We start from the raw sequence: 18,491 nt of genomic DNA on the forward strand, positions 1-18,491 counted from the left end.
GCATCCTCCGAAGAGCCGATGTCGATCGAGGAAGGGGATCGACACAATCGATGCGTCCTCTTCCTGGCGCGAGCCCCGACACCCGTGAATCCTGCCGGCGCCGACAACTCCCGTCCCTCCGAGCATCCCTGCGCCGACGCGTCCGACGCGTCCGGCACGCCCGAAACGGACGTCGCCTGGCTCGGCCAGGGCCTGGAATGCCTGGTGGCGCGCTTCCCGCACATCGACCGGGAGAGCCTCGCCGAGTTGCCGTCGGAGCACGACGTGGACCTGGTGATCGTGGGCAGCGGCTACGGCGCGGCCGTGGCGGCGCGCGAGTTCGCCGGCGGCCGCGTCGCGTCGGCGGAGGGGGCCGACGCGCCCGACCGCCCGATCTCGATCTGCATCCTGGAGCGCGGCAACGAATACCTCCCGGGCGCCTTTCCCTCCCGCTTCGCCGACCTCGCGGGCCACGTGCGCTTCAGCACGCCGGGGCGCACCGCGCCGCGCGGACGCCCGCTCGGCCTGTTCGACGTGCGCGTGGGCGGCGACGTGGACGTGCTGGTGGCCAACGGCGTGGGCGGAGGCTCGCTGATCAATGCCGGCGTCATGCTGCAGCCGAGCGACTCGGTGCTGCGCTCCTCCGACTGGCCCCGGACGATCCGCGACGACCCGATGCTCCCGTCGCATTTCGACGTCGTGGGCGAATGGCTGGGCGCCGGCACGAAAGCCCGACCCAACACCGTGGCGGGCACCTCGTCCGAGGGGCTGGACAAGACCTCGGCCCTGCACCGCATCGACGGGTCGGCGCAGCCGGTCCCGATCACCGTGGCGCTGCGCCCCGGCGCCCGGACGGTGGCCGGCGTGCCGCTGTCGGCCTGCGTCAACTGCGGCGACTGCGCCACCGGCTGCAACCACGGCGCCAAGATCTCGCTGGACGTCGGGCTGCTCGCGCAGGCCTGCCGCACGCCCGGCGTCGCGCTCTACACGGGTGCGACGGTGCTGCGTCTGGAGCGGCCCGAAGGCGAGGGCGAGGGCTGGGTGCTGGTCGTGCAACACACCGACGCGCAGTTGCGCCGGCGCCAGGGCGCGCCCTTCCGGCTGCGCGCCCGGCGCGTGATCCTGGCGGCCGGCGCGCTGGGGTCGACCGAGATCCTGCTGCGCTCGCGGCGCCAGGATCAGGATCAGGGCCGGGGCCTGAACCTGTCGGGGCTGCTCGGCCATCGCTTCTCGGCCAACGGCGACATGATCGCCTCGGTCCACGCGCAGGAAGCGTCGGTGCGGGCCGTCGCCAACGAGGACGCTCCGCCGCGCGACCGGCGCGTCGGTCCGACCATCACCGCCATGATCGACCGGCGCGACGCGACCGACCCGGCGCGGCGCTGCGTGATCCAAGACCTCGCGGTGCCCGGGGCGCTGCGCCGCGTCTTCGGCGAGGTGTTCGCCACGGCGACCACGCTGCACGCCCTGGAGGAGCGCGACGGCAACGACCACCGCGCCGGGTCGGCCGATCCGCAGGCGGTCGACCCGGCGGTCGTCGATCGCTCGCTGCCGGTGGCCGTGATCGGCCACGACGGGTCCGGCGGGCGGCTGAGCCTGGTGCCTTCGGCCCCGGGTGCCGATCCGGACCGGGAGGGCGACGGCGCCCTGCGCATCGACTGGCCCGAACTCAATGCGCTGCCGGTGTTCGACGAGCGGCAGAAGGCGTTGCAGGCGCTCGTCGGCACGGCGAAGGGCGCTGGACGGGTGCTGCCCAATCCGGTCTGGAAGCCGCTGCCCGACGCGATGCGCGGCGAACTCGGTATGCCGCGCGGGCCGCTGCTCACAGTGCATCCGCTGGGCGGGTGCGCGATGGGCGAGAGCGCGCTCGACGGCGTGGTCGACCACCTCGGGCGGGTCTTCGATCCGGGCGATCCCGGCATGCCGGAGGGCACCGGCATCGGCGCCCCGCGCGTGCACGACGGGCTGGCGGTGCTCGACGGCGCCATCGTGCCGACCTCGCTGGGCGTCAATCCGGCCCTGACCATCGCGGCGCTGGCCCGCCGGGCGGCGCAGGCGCTGCGTCCGCGCTGGTCGATCACGGCCGCCGAGCCGCCAGCCGAGCCGCCGCCGCACCGGCCGCGTCCGGTCTTCCGCCACCTGCCCGCCGTGCCGACGCCGGCCCGGCCCACCGCCATCGAGCTGGTCGAGCGCATGCGCGGCGAGGCGGCCTTCGCCGACGGCCGCCGCCGCTGGATCGAGCTGACGCTGCATTCCCAACCGACCCGGCTGCGCGACCTGATGCGGCCGGCCGTGCCGCGCCGCATCGTGCTGGACCCGGCGCGCTGCGGACTGCGCGTGTACGAAGGCCCCCTGGCGCCGGGGCGCGACGAACCGGACTCCGAGCAGGTCGTGCTCACGGCGATGCTCGCCGGCCGCCTCGACATCTTCGGCTTCGTGCCGAGCACGCCCTGGCGACGCATCTGGCGCGGGCTCCTCGCGTGGCTGCCCAACCGGGGCGTGCGCGACCTGACGCAGCAGCTGCTGGCGCGGCGAGCGTCCGTCGAGCCGTCACCGCCGGACGTTCCCGCCGTCGCGCCGGGTCGCGGCAAGGGCCTGCTGGCGCGTGGCTGGGCGTGGCTGCGCCGGCGGGTCGGCGGCATCCTGGCGCTCGCCAGCCGCGCCGGCGCGGCCCGCCGCCTGGACTACGAATTCACCGTCACCCAGGCCAGCGGCGCGCTGGCGCGCGATTTCGCCGACGGCACGCGGCTGTCGGGCTTCAAGCAGCTGGCCTACGAGCGCGGCGCCAACCCGCTGGAGCAGCTGATGACGCTGACGTTGACGCGCTTCCCGGGCCTGGCGGCCGGGGGCGATCCGAAGCCGGCGCGGCCCCGGCTCGCGTTGCACCTGCCGTTCCTGGCGGCGCAGGGCGTGCCGCTGATGCGCGTCGTCGACCAGCAGGACCAGCCCACGGCACTGCTCGATCTCGCGAGCTTCGCCGCCTACGTGGGGCGCATCCTGATCGACGGCCACCTGTGGAGCTTCCGCAAGCCCGATGCCGCGTCCGCGCGCGTGCCGCAGCGCCTGCCGGGCTTCGTGCCCGGCGCGCCGGTGCCCGAGGTCCGCGAGCTGGCGGTGGCGCGGCGCGTCGACGACGCGGGGGCGACGGTGCCGGTGCTCATCCGCCTGACGCGCTATCGCCCGAAGACGCCGGCCTCGGGCCTGCCCCCGGTGCTGCTGATCCACGGCTACAGCGCCAGCGGCACCACCTTCGCGCATCCCACGCTGTCGCCGGGGCTCATGGGGCATCTCACCGGCGTCGCGTCGCGGGACGTCTGGATCCTGGACATGCGGTCGAGCTGCGGCATGCCGACGGCCCATCTGCCCTGGGCCTTCGAGGACATGGGCTACGAGGACATCCCGGTGGCGGTCGACCACGTCTGCCGCGCGACGGGCTTCGAGCGGATCGACATCGTCGCCCACTGCATGGGCTCGGCCATGCTGTGCATGGGGCTGCTCGGCGACGTCCAGGGCGGTCCCGCGCGGTCCGGCCGCCACGAGGGGCTGCGCCGCGCGCTGTGGGACCGCGACCACGCGCACCGCGACGCGGCCACGCCGCCCCGGGGCCGCATCCGGCGCCTGGTGATGTCCCAGGTCGGCCCGGCGCTGCTGCTGGCGCCGGCCAACGTCGCGCGGGCTTACCTGATGCGCTACGTCAAGCAGTTCCTCGCCGGCCGCGACTACCGGTTCCGTCCCGGCCCGGACGACGGCGCGGTCGACCAGCTGCTCGACCGGCTGCTGGCGGCGCTGCCGTACCCGAGCGGCGAGTTCGAGCGCGAGAACCCGCTCTGGCCGCCGGGCCGGCATCTGTCGTGGGTCGGCGCGCGGCACCGCATCGACGCCCTGTTCGGCCGCGTCCTCAACCTCGCGCACACGAGCGACGCCACGCTGGAGCACATCGACGATTTCTTCGGTCCGTTCAACGTCGACACGGTGTCGCAGGTGATGCACTTCGCCCGCTACCGGCTCATCACCGACCGCAACGGCTTCAACCGCTTCGTCGATCCGCAGCGGCTGCGCGAGCGCCTGGACTTCCCCATCCTGAGCCTGCACGCGCCGGCCAACGGGCTGGTCGACGCCGGCTCGCGCGCGCTGCTCGAGGAACTGCTCGCCCACCACTGCGGCCCGAACGGCAGCTTCAGGTCGCGGCGCCTGACACCCGTCACCCTCGGGCACCAGGACTCCCTGATCGGCGACGCGAAGGCCACCCGCTCGGCGCTCCGGGCGATCACCCGGTTCCTCCGATGAATCCTCGGACCGACGAGGCCGCCGTCCCATGATCCGCAAGCCCGATCCCCGTCCGCCCGGCACCCGCCTGTACGCCGTCACGCCGTCGCTAGGCGTGCGCCTGTGGCTGGAGCACGGCCCGGTCGTCTGCCTGCACGTGGGCAACGAAGGCGGCCGCGGCCGGGCCCTGGGCCTGGTGGCGGTGCCGCTCCGGCAGCTCGACGGCCGTCTGGCCTGCATCCTGGACGTGGCGGCGATCGACGCGGCCGACGCGGTCGCCCGACAGGCGTTCCTCGACGCGCATGTGCGCGTCCGCGAGGAGCCCGACCTCCTGCCGTTCACCCAGTGCTTCACGCCGGCGCAATGGGACGCCGTGGCGGGACCGGCGTCGCTCGCCCTGGTGCTGCTGCTGTTCTGGCAGCGCGATCCGCGCACGGTGGACGGCCAGCCGATGGACGGCGCGGGCGGGCAGGGCGCGGAGGATGGAAGGGACGCGGCGCGCGCGCGCGCCGCCGCAGCGTTCGGCTGGGACGAGGTCTGGCCGGCGGTCAGGGCGGCGATCGCCCGCCCGGACGCGAACTGGTCGCGCGGGCTGGCGCACCTCGACCCCGCCGACCGGCCCGTGGCCTGCGACGGGTCGCCCGCCGGGAGCGGGCCGGTGCATGGCGCCGACGGCCGTCCGTCGACCTCGCCCTTCGTCTTCGCCGTCGGCAGCTGCCAGTACCCGGCCGGGCTGATGGACGCCACGCCCGCCGCGCTCGATGCCCGCCCGGTCGGACCGCCCGGACCGGCCGACGCGTCCATGATCCGCCTGGGCGAGCGCCTGCGCCGCTTCGGCGACCCCGGCCGGCCGAGCCTGCTGGTGCTGGCGGGCGACCAGGTCTACGTCGACGAGACGGCCGGCCTGTTCGATCCGCGCGCCGGCGCCGTGCCCGATCCGGCGGCGAACAGCGCCATCGGCGACGAGTGGCTGCGCGTGCCCTATCAGAACTGGCTGGGCAGCGTGGGTGCGCAGAGCGTGCTGGGGCTGGTGCCCAGCCGGATGATGCTCGACGACCACGAGATCGACGACAACTGGACGCACCTGGCGCCGCGCGTGGCGCCGCAGGACCACGCGATGAACCAGGCCCTGCGTCGCGCCGGCCTCGCCGCCTACGGCCACTGGCAGCGCGACCGGCCGCACCCGCACCCGTGGCACTGCTACGCGCAGCGCGGCGTGCGGTTCTTCATGGCCGACACCCGCACCGAGCGCGCGGGCCGCAAGGCGCGCTTCGATCCGCTGGCCGACGACGCGCCGCGCATCATGGGAGCCCTCCAGGAGGAGGCGCTGCTGGCATGGCTGCGGCAGCCCCGCGACCGGCCGGCCTTCGTCGTCTCGCCCTCCATGCTGCTGCCGCGCCGCCGCACCAGCGCGCGCGGCGCACGCGGCGCGCTGCACTCGGACGCCTGGGACGGCTACCCGCGTTCCCTGCACGCGCTGCTGGCGGCGATCTGGCACGACGGGCGCTCGGACCTGGTGTTCCTCTCGGGCGACGAGCACCTGTCGAGCGTGACGCGCATCACCGTGGCCGACCGCGCGCGCACGCGGTCGGTGACGCTGCACTCCATCCACAGCTCGGCGCTCTACGCACCGTATCCGTTCGCCAACTCCGTGCCGGAGGAATTCGCCGCCGCCGAGAAATGGCCGTTCGAGTACCCGCCGGACGGGTCGGGCACGCACTTCGTCTGCGAGGTGGAGGTCCTGCGCTGGGTGCCGGGCGACGGATTCGCCGTGCTGACGTTGGCCGAGGCGGCGCCCGGCCGCTGGGAGCTGCACGTCGGCTTCGACCGTGCGAGCGGACAGGGTCCTCCGGTCGCGCTCACCCTGGCGCTGTCGTCGCGGCCGCGGGACCCGCCGGCGGCCTGACGCCGTCGGGCGCGCGCGCATGCGCCTCGCGCAGGGCCCGGGTCAGCAGATGCCCCTGCACCGGCTTGTGGATCACCCGGTGGCCGGCCGCGCGGGCCAGCTGGATGATGGACGGCTGGGTGTCGCCGGTCACCAGCACGGCCGGGACCGGGCCCAGGCGCAGGCGGATCCGCTCGATGACCTCGGTGCCGCGCTCCTCGCGCAGTCGATGGTCCACCAGCAGCACGTCGGGAACGAAGCCGTCCTCCAGCGTCGCCAGGGCCGCGTGGCCGTCCTGCACGCAGCGGGCGTCGCAGCCCAGCTCGGCCAGCAAGGCCTGCAGCGAGCGCAGGATCTCGGTCTCGTCGTCGATCACCAGGATCCGGAGTCCGGGCAGGGCCTCCACACGGTCGTCCTCCACGAGCGCGTCGGAGGGCGCGACGTCCACGCGTTCGGCGCGGCCCGGCGGCAGCAGGAGGTGGATGCGCGTGCCCCGGCCCGGCAGGCTGTGCAGGTGCAGCTCGGCACCCAGCAGGGCGACGGTGCGCCGCACGATCGACAGGCCCAGCCCCAGTCCCTTGCTGCGGTCGCGCGAGGCGTTCCCGATCTGGTAGAACTCCTCGAAGATCCGCTCCTGCTCCTCGGGGGCGATGCCGGGGCCCTCGTCGCTGACCGACACCCGGATGGCGTCGCGCTGGTCGTCCGTGCGGGTGGACGCCAGGCCCAGCGTCACGCAGCCGGCGTTGCTGAACTTCAGCGCGTTGCCTACCAGGTTGTTGAGCACGCGCCGCAGCAGGTCGGCATCGGTCCAGGCCGTCGCGTGCGGGGTCTCCAGGTCGATGCGCAGCGTGAGGCCCTTCTGCGCCGCCAGGGCCGCGAAGCCTTCGCGGATGCTGCCCAGCAGCGCCGCGAGGTCGGTGTCGACCATCTCGGGCCGGATCGCATCGGCGTCGAGGTTGGAGATGTCCAACAGGCTGTCGAGCAGGCCGTTGCTCTGGTCGAGGGCGCGGTAGATGCTCTGGCTGAGATCGCGGATGCGGGGGTCGGCCTGGCGGCGCGCCAGCAGTTCCAGGGTCGTGGCGTTGATCGACAGCGCGTGCAGCGGCTGGCGCAGGTCGTGGCTGGCGGCGGCGAAGAAGCGCGTCTTGGACTGGCTCGCCGCCTCGGACTGGTCGCGCGCCACGCGCAGCGACGCGGCCAGGCGCTCGTTGTCGCTGGCGAGGGTGACGAAGTCGCGCAGGCCCTGGCCCTGGTCGCGCACGTGGCCGGTGAGCACGGCGATGAGCGACACGATCAGCGCGCCCAGCCACGGGCCGTCGGTGTCGCCCTGCAGCGCCCAGGCGATGGCCAGGGAACCCGCGGCCAGCACCGCCCAGGTCAGGAAGGGCCGGACCTGCCCGGCCACGGAAGCCCCGGTGCCCGCGAGCATGCCCAGGTAGACCATGGTGAGCATGTAGTGTTCGGCGCGCACCGGTTGCGAGAACAGCAGCGGCACCAGCGCGCCGCGCAGCAGGCCCAGCAGCGCCAGCATCAGGCCCAGGTGCCTCAGCGTGCGGGCGGGATCGGCCGGCGCGCGGGCGATGATCCGGCGCACATGGATCCAGCGCCAGAGCTGCGCCGGCAGCATCAGCGCCAGCCAGAGCGGTCCGGCCCAGGGCAGGCCCGCGCGCACGATCAGCCAGGCGACGAAGACGTCGATCAGCAGGTAGGGCAGCGGCAGGCGCCCGAGCTGCCTCTGCACCAGCCGCAGGTGCGCCTGCGCGATGCGCGCTTCCAGGGGACCGGCCACCGGCTCAGCCAATCCGGATGCCCTCGCGCGAGGCCTGCCAGGCCGCCTCGGTGCGGTTGCGCACGCCCAGCACGGCGTAGACGGCCTGCAGGTGGGTCTTGACGGTCGATTCCGCGATGCCGAGCTCGCGGCCGATCAGCTTGTTGGGCAGGCCGCGCGCGGCGGCGCGGTAGACGTCGATCTGGCGCGGGGTCAGCTCGCCGATGCGCTGTTCGGCGTCGATCAGGGGATGGGCGTGGGGGTGAGGGTGGGGATGGCCGTGACCCTGGCCGCCGCCGTCGCCGGCCGCTTCGGGCGGCAGGAAGATGCCGCCGTCGAGCACCACCTCCAGGGCCCCCACCATGGCCTCCGAGCTGTAGCGCTTGGGAATGAAGCCGGCGGCGCCGCATTCCAGGGCCAGCTGGATCAGGGAGGACTTGCACTCGCCCGAAAGGATCACGATGCGCGCCGCGCAGCCGACGTCGCGCAGGCGCCGGATCGCCTCGTCGCCGCGCAGGTCCTCCAGGTTCCAGTCGAGCAGCACGAGGTCGTAGCGCGTGCCGACCGCCAGGGTCAGCGCGGTGCCCAGCGTGTTGGCCATGTCGATGTCCAGGTCGCTCATCAGGACCTCCAGCAGGTTCCTGAGCCCCTGCAACACCATCATGTGGTCGTCGACCATCAGCACTCTCATGACATCGCCTCGCTGACAAATGTTTACTTTAGCTTTGTGTCTCGAACCTTGCCGTCCTCCATCCGTCGGAGCCACCGGGGAATCACTCGGTGCGAGTGTCGGTTCTTGTTTCACCCTTTTGGGTGATGTGACGAAATACACAAAAAGAATACCTTCGTTGCACTTTCAGCCAGCCGAGGTATTCCATGAGCACGAAATCGTTCAGTACCCAGCCCATCACGTTCCAGCGGGGTCCCGTCCTGCCGATGCCCATCGAGCGATCCGTCACGCAGCGCTGGGATGCGATGGCGCCGCGCCGTGCCCGGACCACCGCGACCGAGGGCTGCATGGCGCTGATGCTCGACCAGATCGACTACGGCGTGATGCTGTTGGACGAGTCGCAGCGCCTGCTGCACGTCAACCGGGCCGCGCACGTCCATCTCGCCCGCCGGCCCGGGCTCCAGGCGCTCGGCGGGATGCTGGTGGCCGACGACCTGCGTGATCAGGTCGCGCTGAAGACGGCCATCAAGGCCGCCTCGTCCTGCGGGTTGCGCCGGATGCTGACCATCGGCGGCGAGACGCACGGCCTCGTGGTGGCGATCCTGCCGCTGCCCCGGGCCGACGACGACGAGGACGACGTCGTCCCGGCGGGCCCCAGGCGCGTGCTGCTCATGATGTCGCGCCACGCGATCTGCTCGGAACTGTCGGCGCAGGGCTTCGCGCGCGACCACGGCCTGAGCAGCGCCGAGGGCCACGTGCTCATGGGCCTGTGCCTGGGCCATCCGCCCGCCGAGATCGCCACCCTCCAGGGCGTGGCCCTGTCGACGGTGCGCACGCAGATCGCCAACATCCGCCTCAAGACCCACTCGGCCAGCATCCGCGACCTGGTCCAGCGCGTGGCGCAACTGCCGCCGATGCTCAGCGTGATCTAGGCGGGTGGTCGCCTAGCGTCCGCCGGGCGCGCAGCCCGGCCCTTGCTGGTCGAGCGCGTATCGCCGCACGTCCTCGTCGACCTGGCCGCGCGCCCGTTCGAGCAACCAGCGCGCGAGGGCGCAGCCGACGTCCAGGCGCCGCTCGGGTTGTCCGGCGCGCCGCGACACCGTCACCACGCCCGCGGCGCCGACGTGCAGTGCGGTCACGCCGGCCAGCGGGGCCGGCACCGGGACGTCGCTCCCGGCCACGTCCACGTTCAGGCCCCGGTAGCCCAGCGCGTCCGCGTCTTCCGGCGCCGCCCCGCCGGCCGGCGGCAGGGCCGCGACGCGGCGCATCAGTTCGATGCCGTCCCCGGCCGCCAGCGACCAGCCGGGATTGGGTCGGCCGCTGTAGAGATCGATGTCGACGTGCATGGATGGACGCGGTGGCGGGCCGGCGGGACTCAGTTGATGCGCTGCGAACGGCAGGTATAGAAGTAGCCGCAGAACTGCGTGTAGGGACCGCGATTGCATGTGGCGGGGTCGGTGATGATTTTGCCGCTGTTGTCCACGTTGCGTGCAGCGGTACCGCCGGGCTTGTGGCTCCAGAAGCCTTCCTTGTTGCGGCGATACCAGTGGAAATCGACGAAGCCCGGGCCGGGCGCGACGACCAGCGCCACCAGGTAGCGTGGCTTCTCGGCATCGGGAAAGCAGACGAAACGGCGATGGAGGCCGTCGCGCAGCGCGGCCAGCGTCACGGCCGGGCAGGTGATGGCCGTGTAGATCTGGCCGCTGCCCCGGCCGGGCTGGGCGAAGGTGTTGGTGCGCTTGTTGCTCGCGTAGTTGTAGCAGTTGTTGCGGCTGCGGACCGTGGCGTCGTTGTTCCAGAAGCCCGGGTTGTAGGCGGCCGACTCGACCATGCAGGTCACCGCGGCGGTCTCCTGCACGGCTGCTTCCGGGTCGTCCTGCGCCTCGGGCACGCCGCCCGGGCGGTTGGAGTCGGGTTCGGTGATGCCGGACTCTCTCGAGAATTTCCGGTTCAGGAAGTCCTGCAGCACGCCGGCATCGGCTGCCTCGCCGTCCTGCAGGGCGCCGGCCTGGCCGGGCTTGGCCAGGGCGACGAGCCGATCGGCGAGCTGGTGCAGCGTCCCGTTGGCCGAGGCGGCGTCGAGCGAGACGTATTGCGAGGAGGCGAAGCCGTGGTCCTGCGCCAGTTCGTCGTTCTGCACGTCGACCAGGAAGCCGCGCAGTTCGCCCAGGCCTCCGGCCTGCGCCGGTGCGGCGGCGATGGCATCGCGGCTCTTTCCCATCTCTCGCAGGACGCCGGCGACTTCCTGGCTGTCTTCGATGATCCAGGACGGATTGGGGCGCCCGGAATAGATGTCGGCAGTGATTTGCAGCATGGTGGCTCCTTGGTTGCGCAACGTCCGTCGGCACCCGCCGACGGGCCGATGGCATGTTGCGCCGCGCCCGGCGAAAGGTCGTCCTTTGCATGGAGGATGAAGCCGCTGGAGGGCCGCCACCGCCCGGATGCCGGGTCAGTCGGCGATCGCGCGCAGCGGCACGATCAGGTCCGAGGCGTCGCCGGCCACCGGCACCGGAACCAGGACCGTCGACAGGTAGTCGCCGGAAAAGGGACGTGCCCGCGGCCGCATGTCGACCCGCACGCGCAGCGCCAGGCTGCGCGATGCCGCCACCTCCGGCGCATCCAGGACGAAGGGGACGGCCACGCCGGGACCGACCGGCACACGGTCGCGTTCGACCTGCGCCAGCAGCACCGACGGCGCGTCGACCCGGGAGACGTCGCGCACTTCCACGCACAGGCGCCACGCCGTCGCGGCGGGCGTCCCGGGCGGAAAGGCGATCAGGCCGCCGACGCGCCGGAGCGCGGGGGGGCCGGGGTCGGGGCGGGCGATGGCGATCCCTTCCGGCCGCGCGGCGGCCGTCGTTCGAGCATGGCGAGTTCCTCGGCCACCGCTCGGGCGATGGGCTGGCCGGTGCGCTGTTCCACGAACAGCCACTGGCCGGCGGGATTGACCTCCAGGAAGACGTACTCGCCGGCGTCGGTGCGACGCATGTCGATGGCGCCGTAGCGCAACCCGAGCCGGCGCTGCAGCGCCAGCAGCCGCTCGCACAGCGCGGGTGGCAGCTCCACCGCCTCGACGACGCCCTCGCCGACCACCATGCGCATGTCCACCGGATAGGAGCTGCGGCGCGCGTCGATGGCGGCGGCGAAGATCTGCTCGCCAACGATGGTGATGCGCAGGTCGACGCCTTCGATGTACTCCTGGAAGATCACCGGCGCATAGCGCAGCAGATCCAGCCGCCCGACGTCCTCGCGCTCGACCAGGCGGGTCTCGCGCCAGTCCTCGATCGAAGCCAGGAAGGCCTTGAAGACCACCTTGCCGACGCCGATGCGTTCGATGAATTCGCGCGCCGCCGCCGCCTGGGTGGTGACCAGCGTGCGCGGCAGCCTCAGGCCCAGCGCCTGCGCGACCGACCACTGGTAGGGCTTGTGGTGCGCCGCCTCGTCGGCCAGGCGCGGATTCATCCAGCACGCGTCCAGCGCGTCCAGGATGCCGTGCACGGTCTGCGAGGTCTCGCTGAAGGCGAACGCGCGCCGCTGCGCGTCCGCGATCGACGCGTCGATCTCGAAGGCCCGCACGCGCCGCCACCAGACGACGTCGACCGCCGCCAGGTCCACGCAGCGGCCGTCGCGCTCGATGGTGTAGCTCGGCGCGCCATCGCCCCAGCGGGCCCGCACGCCCGCGTGCACGGGGAACTCGGCCAGGTCCAGCCGCAGCACGTCGCGCCCGGCCCGCTCGAGGTGCTCGACGACGAGGCCGGTGTGTTCCTCGTCCGGATAGGAGACGACCAGGATCACCGCCGGGTCCGTGCGTGGTTCACGCGCCGCCGGGCAGGCCGTGCAGCGATGCCAGCACCTGCACGGCCTGCTCGTAGGCCTGGGCGATCGCGTCGGCCTGCGCCTGCGCCTGCGTGTGGGCCTCGGCCAGTTGCTGGACGTGCGCCTCGGCATCGGCCAGCGGATCGGACGGGACGAAGCCCTGCGCCGCGTAGCGGCTGGCCCCGGCCAGCACGAACGGCACCGCCCCGGCGTCGTACGCCCCGTACATCCCGCCGAGCGGTCCCGGGCCCGGGCCGGGTCCCGGCCCCGGGCCCGGCACGGGATCGGTCACCGGGTCCTTGCGGACCTCCTTGATGGTCATCGGGTCGCGGATCGGGTCCTTGCGCACTTCCTTGATGGTGGTGGGATCGCGCACCGGGTCCTTGCGCACTTCCTTGATCGTCACCGGGTCCCGGGTCGGGTCCTTGCTGACCTCCTTGATGGTCGGCCCGAGGTTCGGATACATCGCCCGCACGCCGGCGAGGTCGCCCGCCGACAGGCCGGTGCGCTGTCCCATCACCGTGCCCGTGGGCAAGGGCTGGCGCGGGACGATGGTGGGCTGGCCGTTGATGGAGAACGCGTTGGCCGGGTAGTGCATCACCGAGCCGAAGTCGTAGCCGCCGAGGTCGTCGCCGTCGGCGATGTGCTGGCTGAAGTTGTGCTGCATCGACGGATCGATGTTGGCGAAGACGATCCGCACGAAGGCGTCGCGGTCCTCGCGGCTCTGCTCGTGCCACAGGCCCACGGTGTGGCCGATCTCGTGGATCGCGTTGCCCGTGGTGCAGTTCGTCCCGAGCGTGATGTTCTGCCGCCCGCCGCGCTTGCCGACCATCGACGAGCAGCCGCCGCCGGGGACGAAGACCACGTGATCGGGGAACTGTGCGGCGGTGGCCGCCGTGCGTTCGACGAAGCGGATCTGGGTGTGCGCGTGCCAGTGCGCGATGGCGTCGATGACGCGTTGCGGATTGGGCAGCGCGGGGTCGATCTGGTAGGGCACCCGGCCGTTGGGCCAGCGCAGTTGCGCGCCTGTGACGCCGATCGATTCGATGCCGACGGTCTCGCCGTTGGCCACCGCTTCGAGTTCGGCGACCGAGCCCAGCACGATGTCGCCCTCGAACATCGCCTGGCCCTCGACCTCGGCATAGTTCAGCCACTTGCCGGCGAAGGTCGCACCGCCGACCAGCGCGGCGCCGAAGATCGGGCCGGATCGGCATTCGCAGGCGTCGACGCCGCTGGGCTTGTGCTTGCCGTTGCCGTTGCCGTTGCCGCCCTCGGGCGGCGGTGTTGTCTCCTTGACCATGGCGTGTCTCCCGACGAGGTGGGAGGGCCAGTCTAGGCATCGCGCGAGCGCCGGTAATCCCCAGAACTTGGGACGCGGCCGGCGCGCCGCCTACACCCCCGGCGCACCGTGCGGCGGCAGCTGCACGGCGGCGTCGTCCTCGATGGCGGAGACGCCGTCGACGTCGCGCAGCGCGTCCATCCGCTCCGGGCCGCAGGTGCCCGAGACGACGCCGGTGATCGGCAGGATGCGCTCGACCGTCATGCCGCGCTCGCCGAGTCGTTCGGCGACTTGGTGGATGGCGTCGAGGTGGGCGTCGTCGATCGTCACGACGATGGGCTTCGGGGTGGAGGACATGGCGCTTTCCGTTCAGGCTGGGGGATGCGGACCGGCGGGGCCACGAGCGCCACGGCCGGCTACTGCGGCGCCTGCACCAACCCGGAACCGACGTCCCTGGAAGCCAAACGCAACGCCTTCGCATTCTGGGTGATGTTGGTCCAGAGCGTCGTGCCGGTCGCGCCGGTGGCCTGGCACCACAGGGCCGCGATGCCTGCCACGTGGGGCGTGGCCATGCTGGTGCCGGAGATCGTGTGGTAGCGCGTGGCCATCGGCCAGGACGAAAACACGTCCACGCCCGGCCCGGCGACGTTGACCTTGCCGCCGTCGCCGCTCACCGCGCTGCTGCGGGCGGAGAAATCGGCGATGCGCAGCTGCGCGTCCAGTGCGGCGACGGCCATCGCCGCATCGGCATTGGCCGGCGCGCCGACGAAACCGAAATTGCGTTCCGCGCGCCTGGCGTTGTTGCCCGCCGCCGCGACGACCAGCCCGCCGGCGGCCAGCGCGCGCCGGATCGGCACCTCGTACTGCTCCAGCTTGCGGTCGACGTTGGCACCCAGCGACATCGAGATCACCTGGCAGCCCTGGCCGAGCGCCCATTCGATGCCCGCGACGATGCCGCTGGTGGCGCCCGAGCCCTGGTCGCTCAGGACCTTGCCGACGTGGATGTGCGCGGCCGAAGCGATGCCGTAGCGGCGCGTGCCGGTGGGTCGCAAGGCCCCGCACGAGGTGCCGACGCAGTGGGTGCCGTGGCCGTGGCCGTCCTGCACGGCCTGTCCCTGGACGAAGGACTGGCTGGTGATGGCACGGCCCTGGAAGTCCGGGTGGAGGAGGTCGAAGCCGGTGTCGAGCACCGCCAGCTTCACGCCCTTGCCGGTGTAGCGCGAGGTCGTGACGCGGGTCGCCTGCAGGCCCCATGTCGAGGCATCGTTGTCGGCGAAGACGGCCAGTGGATCGTTCGCGTCGTCGTCGCCGTCCACATCGTCGCGGGTGAGCCGTTCGTAGAGGTGATCGGTGGCGTCCTTGTAGCCGCGCAGATAGGCCAGCGCGTCGGCCGGCAGTCGGCCCAGGGCGTAGGCGATGTATTCGGGCTCGATGGCCAGGATCGCGCTGTCCGCGTCCGCGGCCGAGGTCTGCAGGGCTTCGATGCGCGCGTCGTCGGGACCGACGATGGCGATGCCCAGGCGCGGGAAATGGATGGCATCGCCGGTGGCGAGATCGGCGGCGCTGACCGCGCCGTCGGCGTAGTCGTCGGCCGAGGCGAGGGCGGTGATGCCGGCGTCGCGCTTGAGCGTGTCCCCGACCAGCGAGCGGTCGGCCACGGCGGCGTGGCGAAAGATGACGACGAACCGTCCGGTCGTCCGGCCCTGGCCCGCCGCCGCGACGCTGGCGGCATCGGCACCGGCGGAGAAGTTCGGGGGGGAGGGGCGGGGCGTGGGTTTCCTGGAGCGCGGCATGGTCGGTTCTCCTGTGCGTCGGGATACCGCCATCGCGCTGCGCTTCGACAGGACCGGGAAAGCGCCGTCCGGCGGACCCGGTCAATTTACGACCGCCCGCCCGTGCGGCCATCCTCCGGCTTGACGATCCTCAGCGCCGGGCCGTGCGCTCGGCCAGCAGCGTGCGCGTGATGGCCTCGCCGACGCGCTCGAAGATCCGGCCGGCCTCGTGCTGTTCGTCGACGTCGGCGGCGCAGGTCACGGCGACGATGGCGTCGGCGCCGCCGTCCTCCGGGTCGATCACGCCGGCGTGGCAGGCCGTGCGGTGCTGCGTGCCGGTCTTGTGGATGAAGGGCACCTCGCGCGGCAGGCCGGCCTGCAGACGGTAGTTGGTGAAGATGCCGAGCTTCATGTCGTCGAACATGCGCCGCGTGCCGGCCGGCGACAGCAGCTGGCCGCGCACCAGCTTCTCCAGCATGGCGCCGTAGCCGTCGAGCGTCGCCGAATTGAGCTTCCTCGCGTAGTAGCGCTCGTAGGCCTCGTCCATGGTCCTGGCCTGCAGGTCGGCGGTCTTCAGGTCCAGGGCGCGGCGCACCGCCTCGACGCGCTGCGGACCCATCGGCGCCGAGGCGATGCGCACCAGCTGGTCGTTGCTCAGCGTGCGGGCGCGGGGATGGATCTCGGCGTAGACGTCGTGGCGCACCTGGGCCAGGGTGGTGAGGCGCTCGACCTTCGACGATCCCATGGCGGCCTTCGCGATCTCGTTCACGCGCGCCTCGCCGGCGGTGCGCATGAGCATGTTGGCGCCGGTGTTGTCGCTGTCGCGCAGCATGCGCGGCAGCAGGGCGTCGACCGTGTAGCTGCTGCCGACCTTCTGCCACACCAGCGGCCCGGCCTCGATCCGGTCGCCGGCCTGCAGCGCGACCCGGTCGGACAGCTTCAGCCGGCCCTCGTCGACCTGCTTGAGCACCGCGATGGCGATGGGCACCTTGACGGTCGAGCCCAGGTACCAGAAGCGATCGCCGCCGTGGGAGAAGACGGCGCCGTCCTTCAGGCGCTTGACGTGGACGCCGAGTTCGCCGGGCGTCTCGCGGTCGATGCGGTCGATCTCGCGGGCGAGCGCGTCGTCCCAGTCGGCGCTCCAGGCGGCGCTAGCGCTCCACAACGGCAGCAGGAAGGCGAACCAGCGCAGCAGCTTGGCAGGACGGTGCATCGGGGACTCCACGTGTGACGAGGCCGGACTTGCAGAGCGCAGCGCCGACCTGCATCAGCGCCGCCTCGGCACGTTCGAGCGGCAGCACGTCGCGCACGCACGCCACGACGACCACGCGTCGTTCGCTGTCCGTGTCCGCGTCCACCGCCCGGATGAGTCCAGCGTCGCAGATGCGGCGGCGCTGCGTGCCGGTCTTGTGGGCAAAGCTGACGTCGGACGGCAGGCCGGCCTTGAGGCGGTGGGTGCCCGTGGCCACCCGCGTCATCACCTTGAGCAGGTAGGCGGTCGACTTCGGCGACAGCGCCTTGCCGTCGGCCAGCAGCGCCAGCAGCTGGCTGTAGGCCTCGAGGCGGCCGGTGTTCAGGCCGCTCGCGTAGTAGGCGTCGTAGGCGGCGTCGAGCGAGGGCAGGTGGAACTGCGCGACCGGCGTCTCCAGCAGGTGCGAGAGCAGCTGCATCCGCTCGGCGTCGCCGCGTTGGCGGTGCAGCAGGATCAGGTCGCGCCCGCTCAGGCGCTCGGCGTGGGGCGCGAGACGGCCGTAGATCTGCCGGCGCACCTCGCCCAGCGTCGTGATGCGCCCGAAGCCCTCGGGCACCAGCGTGTCGACCAGCGCGTTGACCTCGGCCACGCCCACCAGGCCGATGAGCATGTCGGTGGCCATGTTGTCGCTCTGGATGATCATCTGGTCGAGCAGGAAGCGCACGCTCAGCGGCTTGCCCACCGGTTGCCGGCTGGTCGGGCCGGCGCCATCGACGTAGTCGGAGGCGCGCACCGTCAGCGGCGTGTCGAGCTTGAAGTGCCCGTCCTCGATGCCGCGCATCACCGCGATGGCGACCGGCACCTTGACCATCGAGGCCAGGTACCAGGGCCGGTCCAGGTGCTGCGAGACCGTGAGGCCGGTGTCGAGGTCGCGCACGTGGACGCCGACGGCGCCGTGCGGATCGGCGAGCCTGATGGTCGACAGCTCGGCCTGCAGGCGGGCCTGCCAGGGCGCCGGGGCGGCGGAGGGCGTCGCCGGTCGCGACGCGGTCCGGGCCGCCGACGCCGTCTGCGCGAGGGCGCCGCCGGCAACGCCGAGGAGGGCGGCGAGCGCGACGAGGAGGGCGGGGACGGATCGGCGAGGGGTCGGCGGGCATCGGAATCGCATCCGGATCACTGTACCGACCCACCGCGACCGCATGGCGCGAAGGCATGCGGGGCGCACGGACTTTCGCCGCCGATGCCCGATCGGCCCGTTCAGCGCATGCGCTCGCCGTCGCGCACCGAATCGACCACGCCGTTCGCGAACCGGACGATGCCCAGGAAATTCCCCGCGCCGCGGTGGTAGGTCCACTCCTCCACCGGCACGCACGGGGGCACCAGGGGCACCAGGGGCACCAGGACCAGGCTGCCGCCCGGCCCTGGGACATAGCGCTCCAGCGGCCTGACGGGCATGCAGAGGGTTTCCCTGAAGGCGGGCTCGCCGCACTTCTGCAGCAGGGAGAGGCGGGATTCGCCGACGCCCACCAGGTTGCCGCCGCACTGGAGCGACTGGGCACTCGCGGACAGCGGATGCAGCGCGGTCGCCACGACGATGGCGCAGGCCGCCCACGGGCCGGGTCGGAAAAAGGCAGTTCGCATGAGGGTGCGGTCCGGAGGTGATCGAACGAAGGGATCCCATGATTGCAGAGCGGCGGCGGTGCGAGGTGGCCTGCCATCTGGACTCTTCCGTGCGGCCTCGGGCCTCCTGCATAGCTGATATGACGGCCGTGCCCTCCCAGGGCGGCGGGGAAGGCGCACGATCCGCGGCGCGCGTCGGCCGATGCGCGGCCGTCGACGCATCGACGCGCTTCCGTGTCCCGTC

15 protein-coding genes are annotated in these 18,491 nt (G+C 72.6%); 3 read left to right on the plus strand and 12 right to left on the minus strand.

The window, feature by feature from the left end; translation table 11 throughout:
- Positions 1-84 precede the first annotated feature (84 nt).
- Both ABID77_RS01975 and ABID77_RS01980 read left to right on the plus strand, forming a co-directional pair.
- Positions 85-4,266: an alpha/beta fold hydrolase gene (locus tag ABID77_RS01975; RefSeq protein ID WP_429590073.1), complete on the plus strand. Its 4,182-nt coding sequence runs from the start codon at positions 85-87 to the stop codon at positions 4,264-4,266.
- Between the two features lie 28 nt (positions 4,267-4,294).
- Positions 4,295-6,151, plus strand: a complete 1,857-nt coding sequence (locus tag ABID77_RS01980; RefSeq protein ID WP_429590076.1) for an alkaline phosphatase D family protein — start codon at positions 4,295-4,297, stop codon at positions 6,149-6,151.
- On the opposite strand, the gene ABID77_RS01985 is transcribed toward ABID77_RS01980, so the two are convergent.
- Together ABID77_RS01985 and ABID77_RS01990 are read right to left on the minus strand one after the other, a co-directional pair.
- Entirely contained in the window at positions 6,105-7,919 is a 1,815-nt protein-coding gene (locus ABID77_RS01985) for a hybrid sensor histidine kinase/response regulator (RefSeq protein WP_429590079.1), read from the minus strand. The genes ABID77_RS01980 and ABID77_RS01985 overlap by 47 nt on opposite strands.
- Positions 7,920-7,923: 4 nt before the next feature.
- A complete protein-coding gene (locus tag ABID77_RS01990) occupies positions 7,924-8,589 on the minus strand; it encodes a response regulator (protein WP_429590082.1) in 666 nt (221 codons plus the stop codon).
- A gap of 185 nt (positions 8,590-8,774) precedes the next feature.
- Between ABID77_RS01990 and ABID77_RS01995 the strand changes: the two genes are divergently transcribed.
- The gene (locus tag ABID77_RS01995; RefSeq protein ID WP_429590085.1) at positions 8,775-9,500 is read left to right on the plus strand and encodes a helix-turn-helix transcriptional regulator; all 726 of its coding nucleotides are present in this window, start codon (positions 8,775-8,777) and stop codon (positions 9,498-9,500) included.
- Between the two features lie 12 nt (positions 9,501-9,512).
- Here ABID77_RS01995 and ABID77_RS02000 read toward each other — a convergent pair whose 3' ends face one another.
- The 10 genes from ABID77_RS02000 to ABID77_RS02045 form a co-directional block, all read right to left on the minus strand.
- Positions 9,513-9,914, minus strand: a complete 402-nt coding sequence (locus tag ABID77_RS02000; protein ID WP_429590088.1) for a hypothetical protein — start codon at positions 9,912-9,914, stop codon at positions 9,513-9,515.
- A 29-nt stretch (positions 9,915-9,943) separates the two neighbouring features.
- Positions 9,944-10,882 carry a hypothetical protein gene (locus ABID77_RS02005; protein ID WP_429590091.1) on the minus strand — a complete coding sequence of 313 codons (939 nt, stop codon included), beginning with the start codon at positions 10,880-10,882 and terminating at the stop codon, positions 9,944-9,946.
- Positions 10,883-11,017: 135 nt separating this feature from the next.
- On the minus strand, positions 11,018-11,296 hold the full coding sequence (locus tag ABID77_RS02010) for a hypothetical protein (RefSeq protein WP_429590094.1): 279 nt from the start codon (positions 11,294-11,296) through the stop codon (positions 11,018-11,020).
- 47 nt (positions 11,297-11,343) lie between these two features.
- A complete protein-coding gene (locus ABID77_RS02015; protein WP_429590097.1) occupies positions 11,344-12,363 on the minus strand; it encodes an MvdC/MvdD family ATP grasp protein in 1,020 nt (339 codons plus the stop codon).
- Positions 12,364-12,382: 19 nt separating this feature from the next.
- A complete protein-coding gene (gene legP / locus ABID77_RS02020; protein WP_429590100.1) occupies positions 12,383-13,684 on the minus strand; it encodes a Dot/Icm T4SS effector Zinc-dependent metalloprotease LegP in 1,302 nt (433 codons plus the stop codon).
- Positions 13,685-13,774: 90 nt separating this feature from the next.
- On the minus strand, positions 13,775-14,020 hold the full coding sequence (locus ABID77_RS02025; protein ID WP_429590103.1) for a hypothetical protein: 246 nt from the start codon (positions 14,018-14,020) through the stop codon (positions 13,775-13,777).
- A 59-nt stretch (positions 14,021-14,079) separates the two neighbouring features.
- A complete protein-coding gene (locus ABID77_RS02030) occupies positions 14,080-15,456 on the minus strand; it encodes a S8 family serine peptidase (RefSeq protein ID WP_429590106.1) in 1,377 nt (458 codons plus the stop codon).
- Between the two features lie 130 nt (positions 15,457-15,586).
- Positions 15,587-16,648 carry a serine hydrolase gene (locus tag ABID77_RS02035; RefSeq protein WP_429590109.1) on the minus strand — a complete coding sequence of 354 codons (1,062 nt, stop codon included), beginning with the start codon at positions 16,646-16,648 and terminating at the stop codon, positions 15,587-15,589.
- The gene (locus tag ABID77_RS02040; RefSeq protein WP_429590112.1) at positions 16,587-17,795 is read right to left on the minus strand and encodes a serine hydrolase; all 1,209 of its coding nucleotides are present in this window, start codon (positions 17,793-17,795) and stop codon (positions 16,587-16,589) included. The genes ABID77_RS02035 and ABID77_RS02040 overlap by 62 nt, the downstream gene beginning before the upstream one ends.
- A gap of 89 nt (positions 17,796-17,884) precedes the next feature.
- Complete coding sequence (locus ABID77_RS02045) at positions 17,885-18,268, minus strand: DUF2845 domain-containing protein (RefSeq protein ID WP_429590115.1); 384 nt, start codon at positions 18,266-18,268, stop codon at positions 17,885-17,887.
- Positions 18,269-18,491 lie beyond the last annotated feature (223 nt).

Origin of the sequence: Variovorax sp. PvP013, assembly GCF_050435945.1 — a bacterium.
In the GTDB taxonomy this organism is placed as follows: domain Bacteria; phylum Pseudomonadota; class Gammaproteobacteria; order Burkholderiales; family Burkholderiaceae_C; genus Variovorax.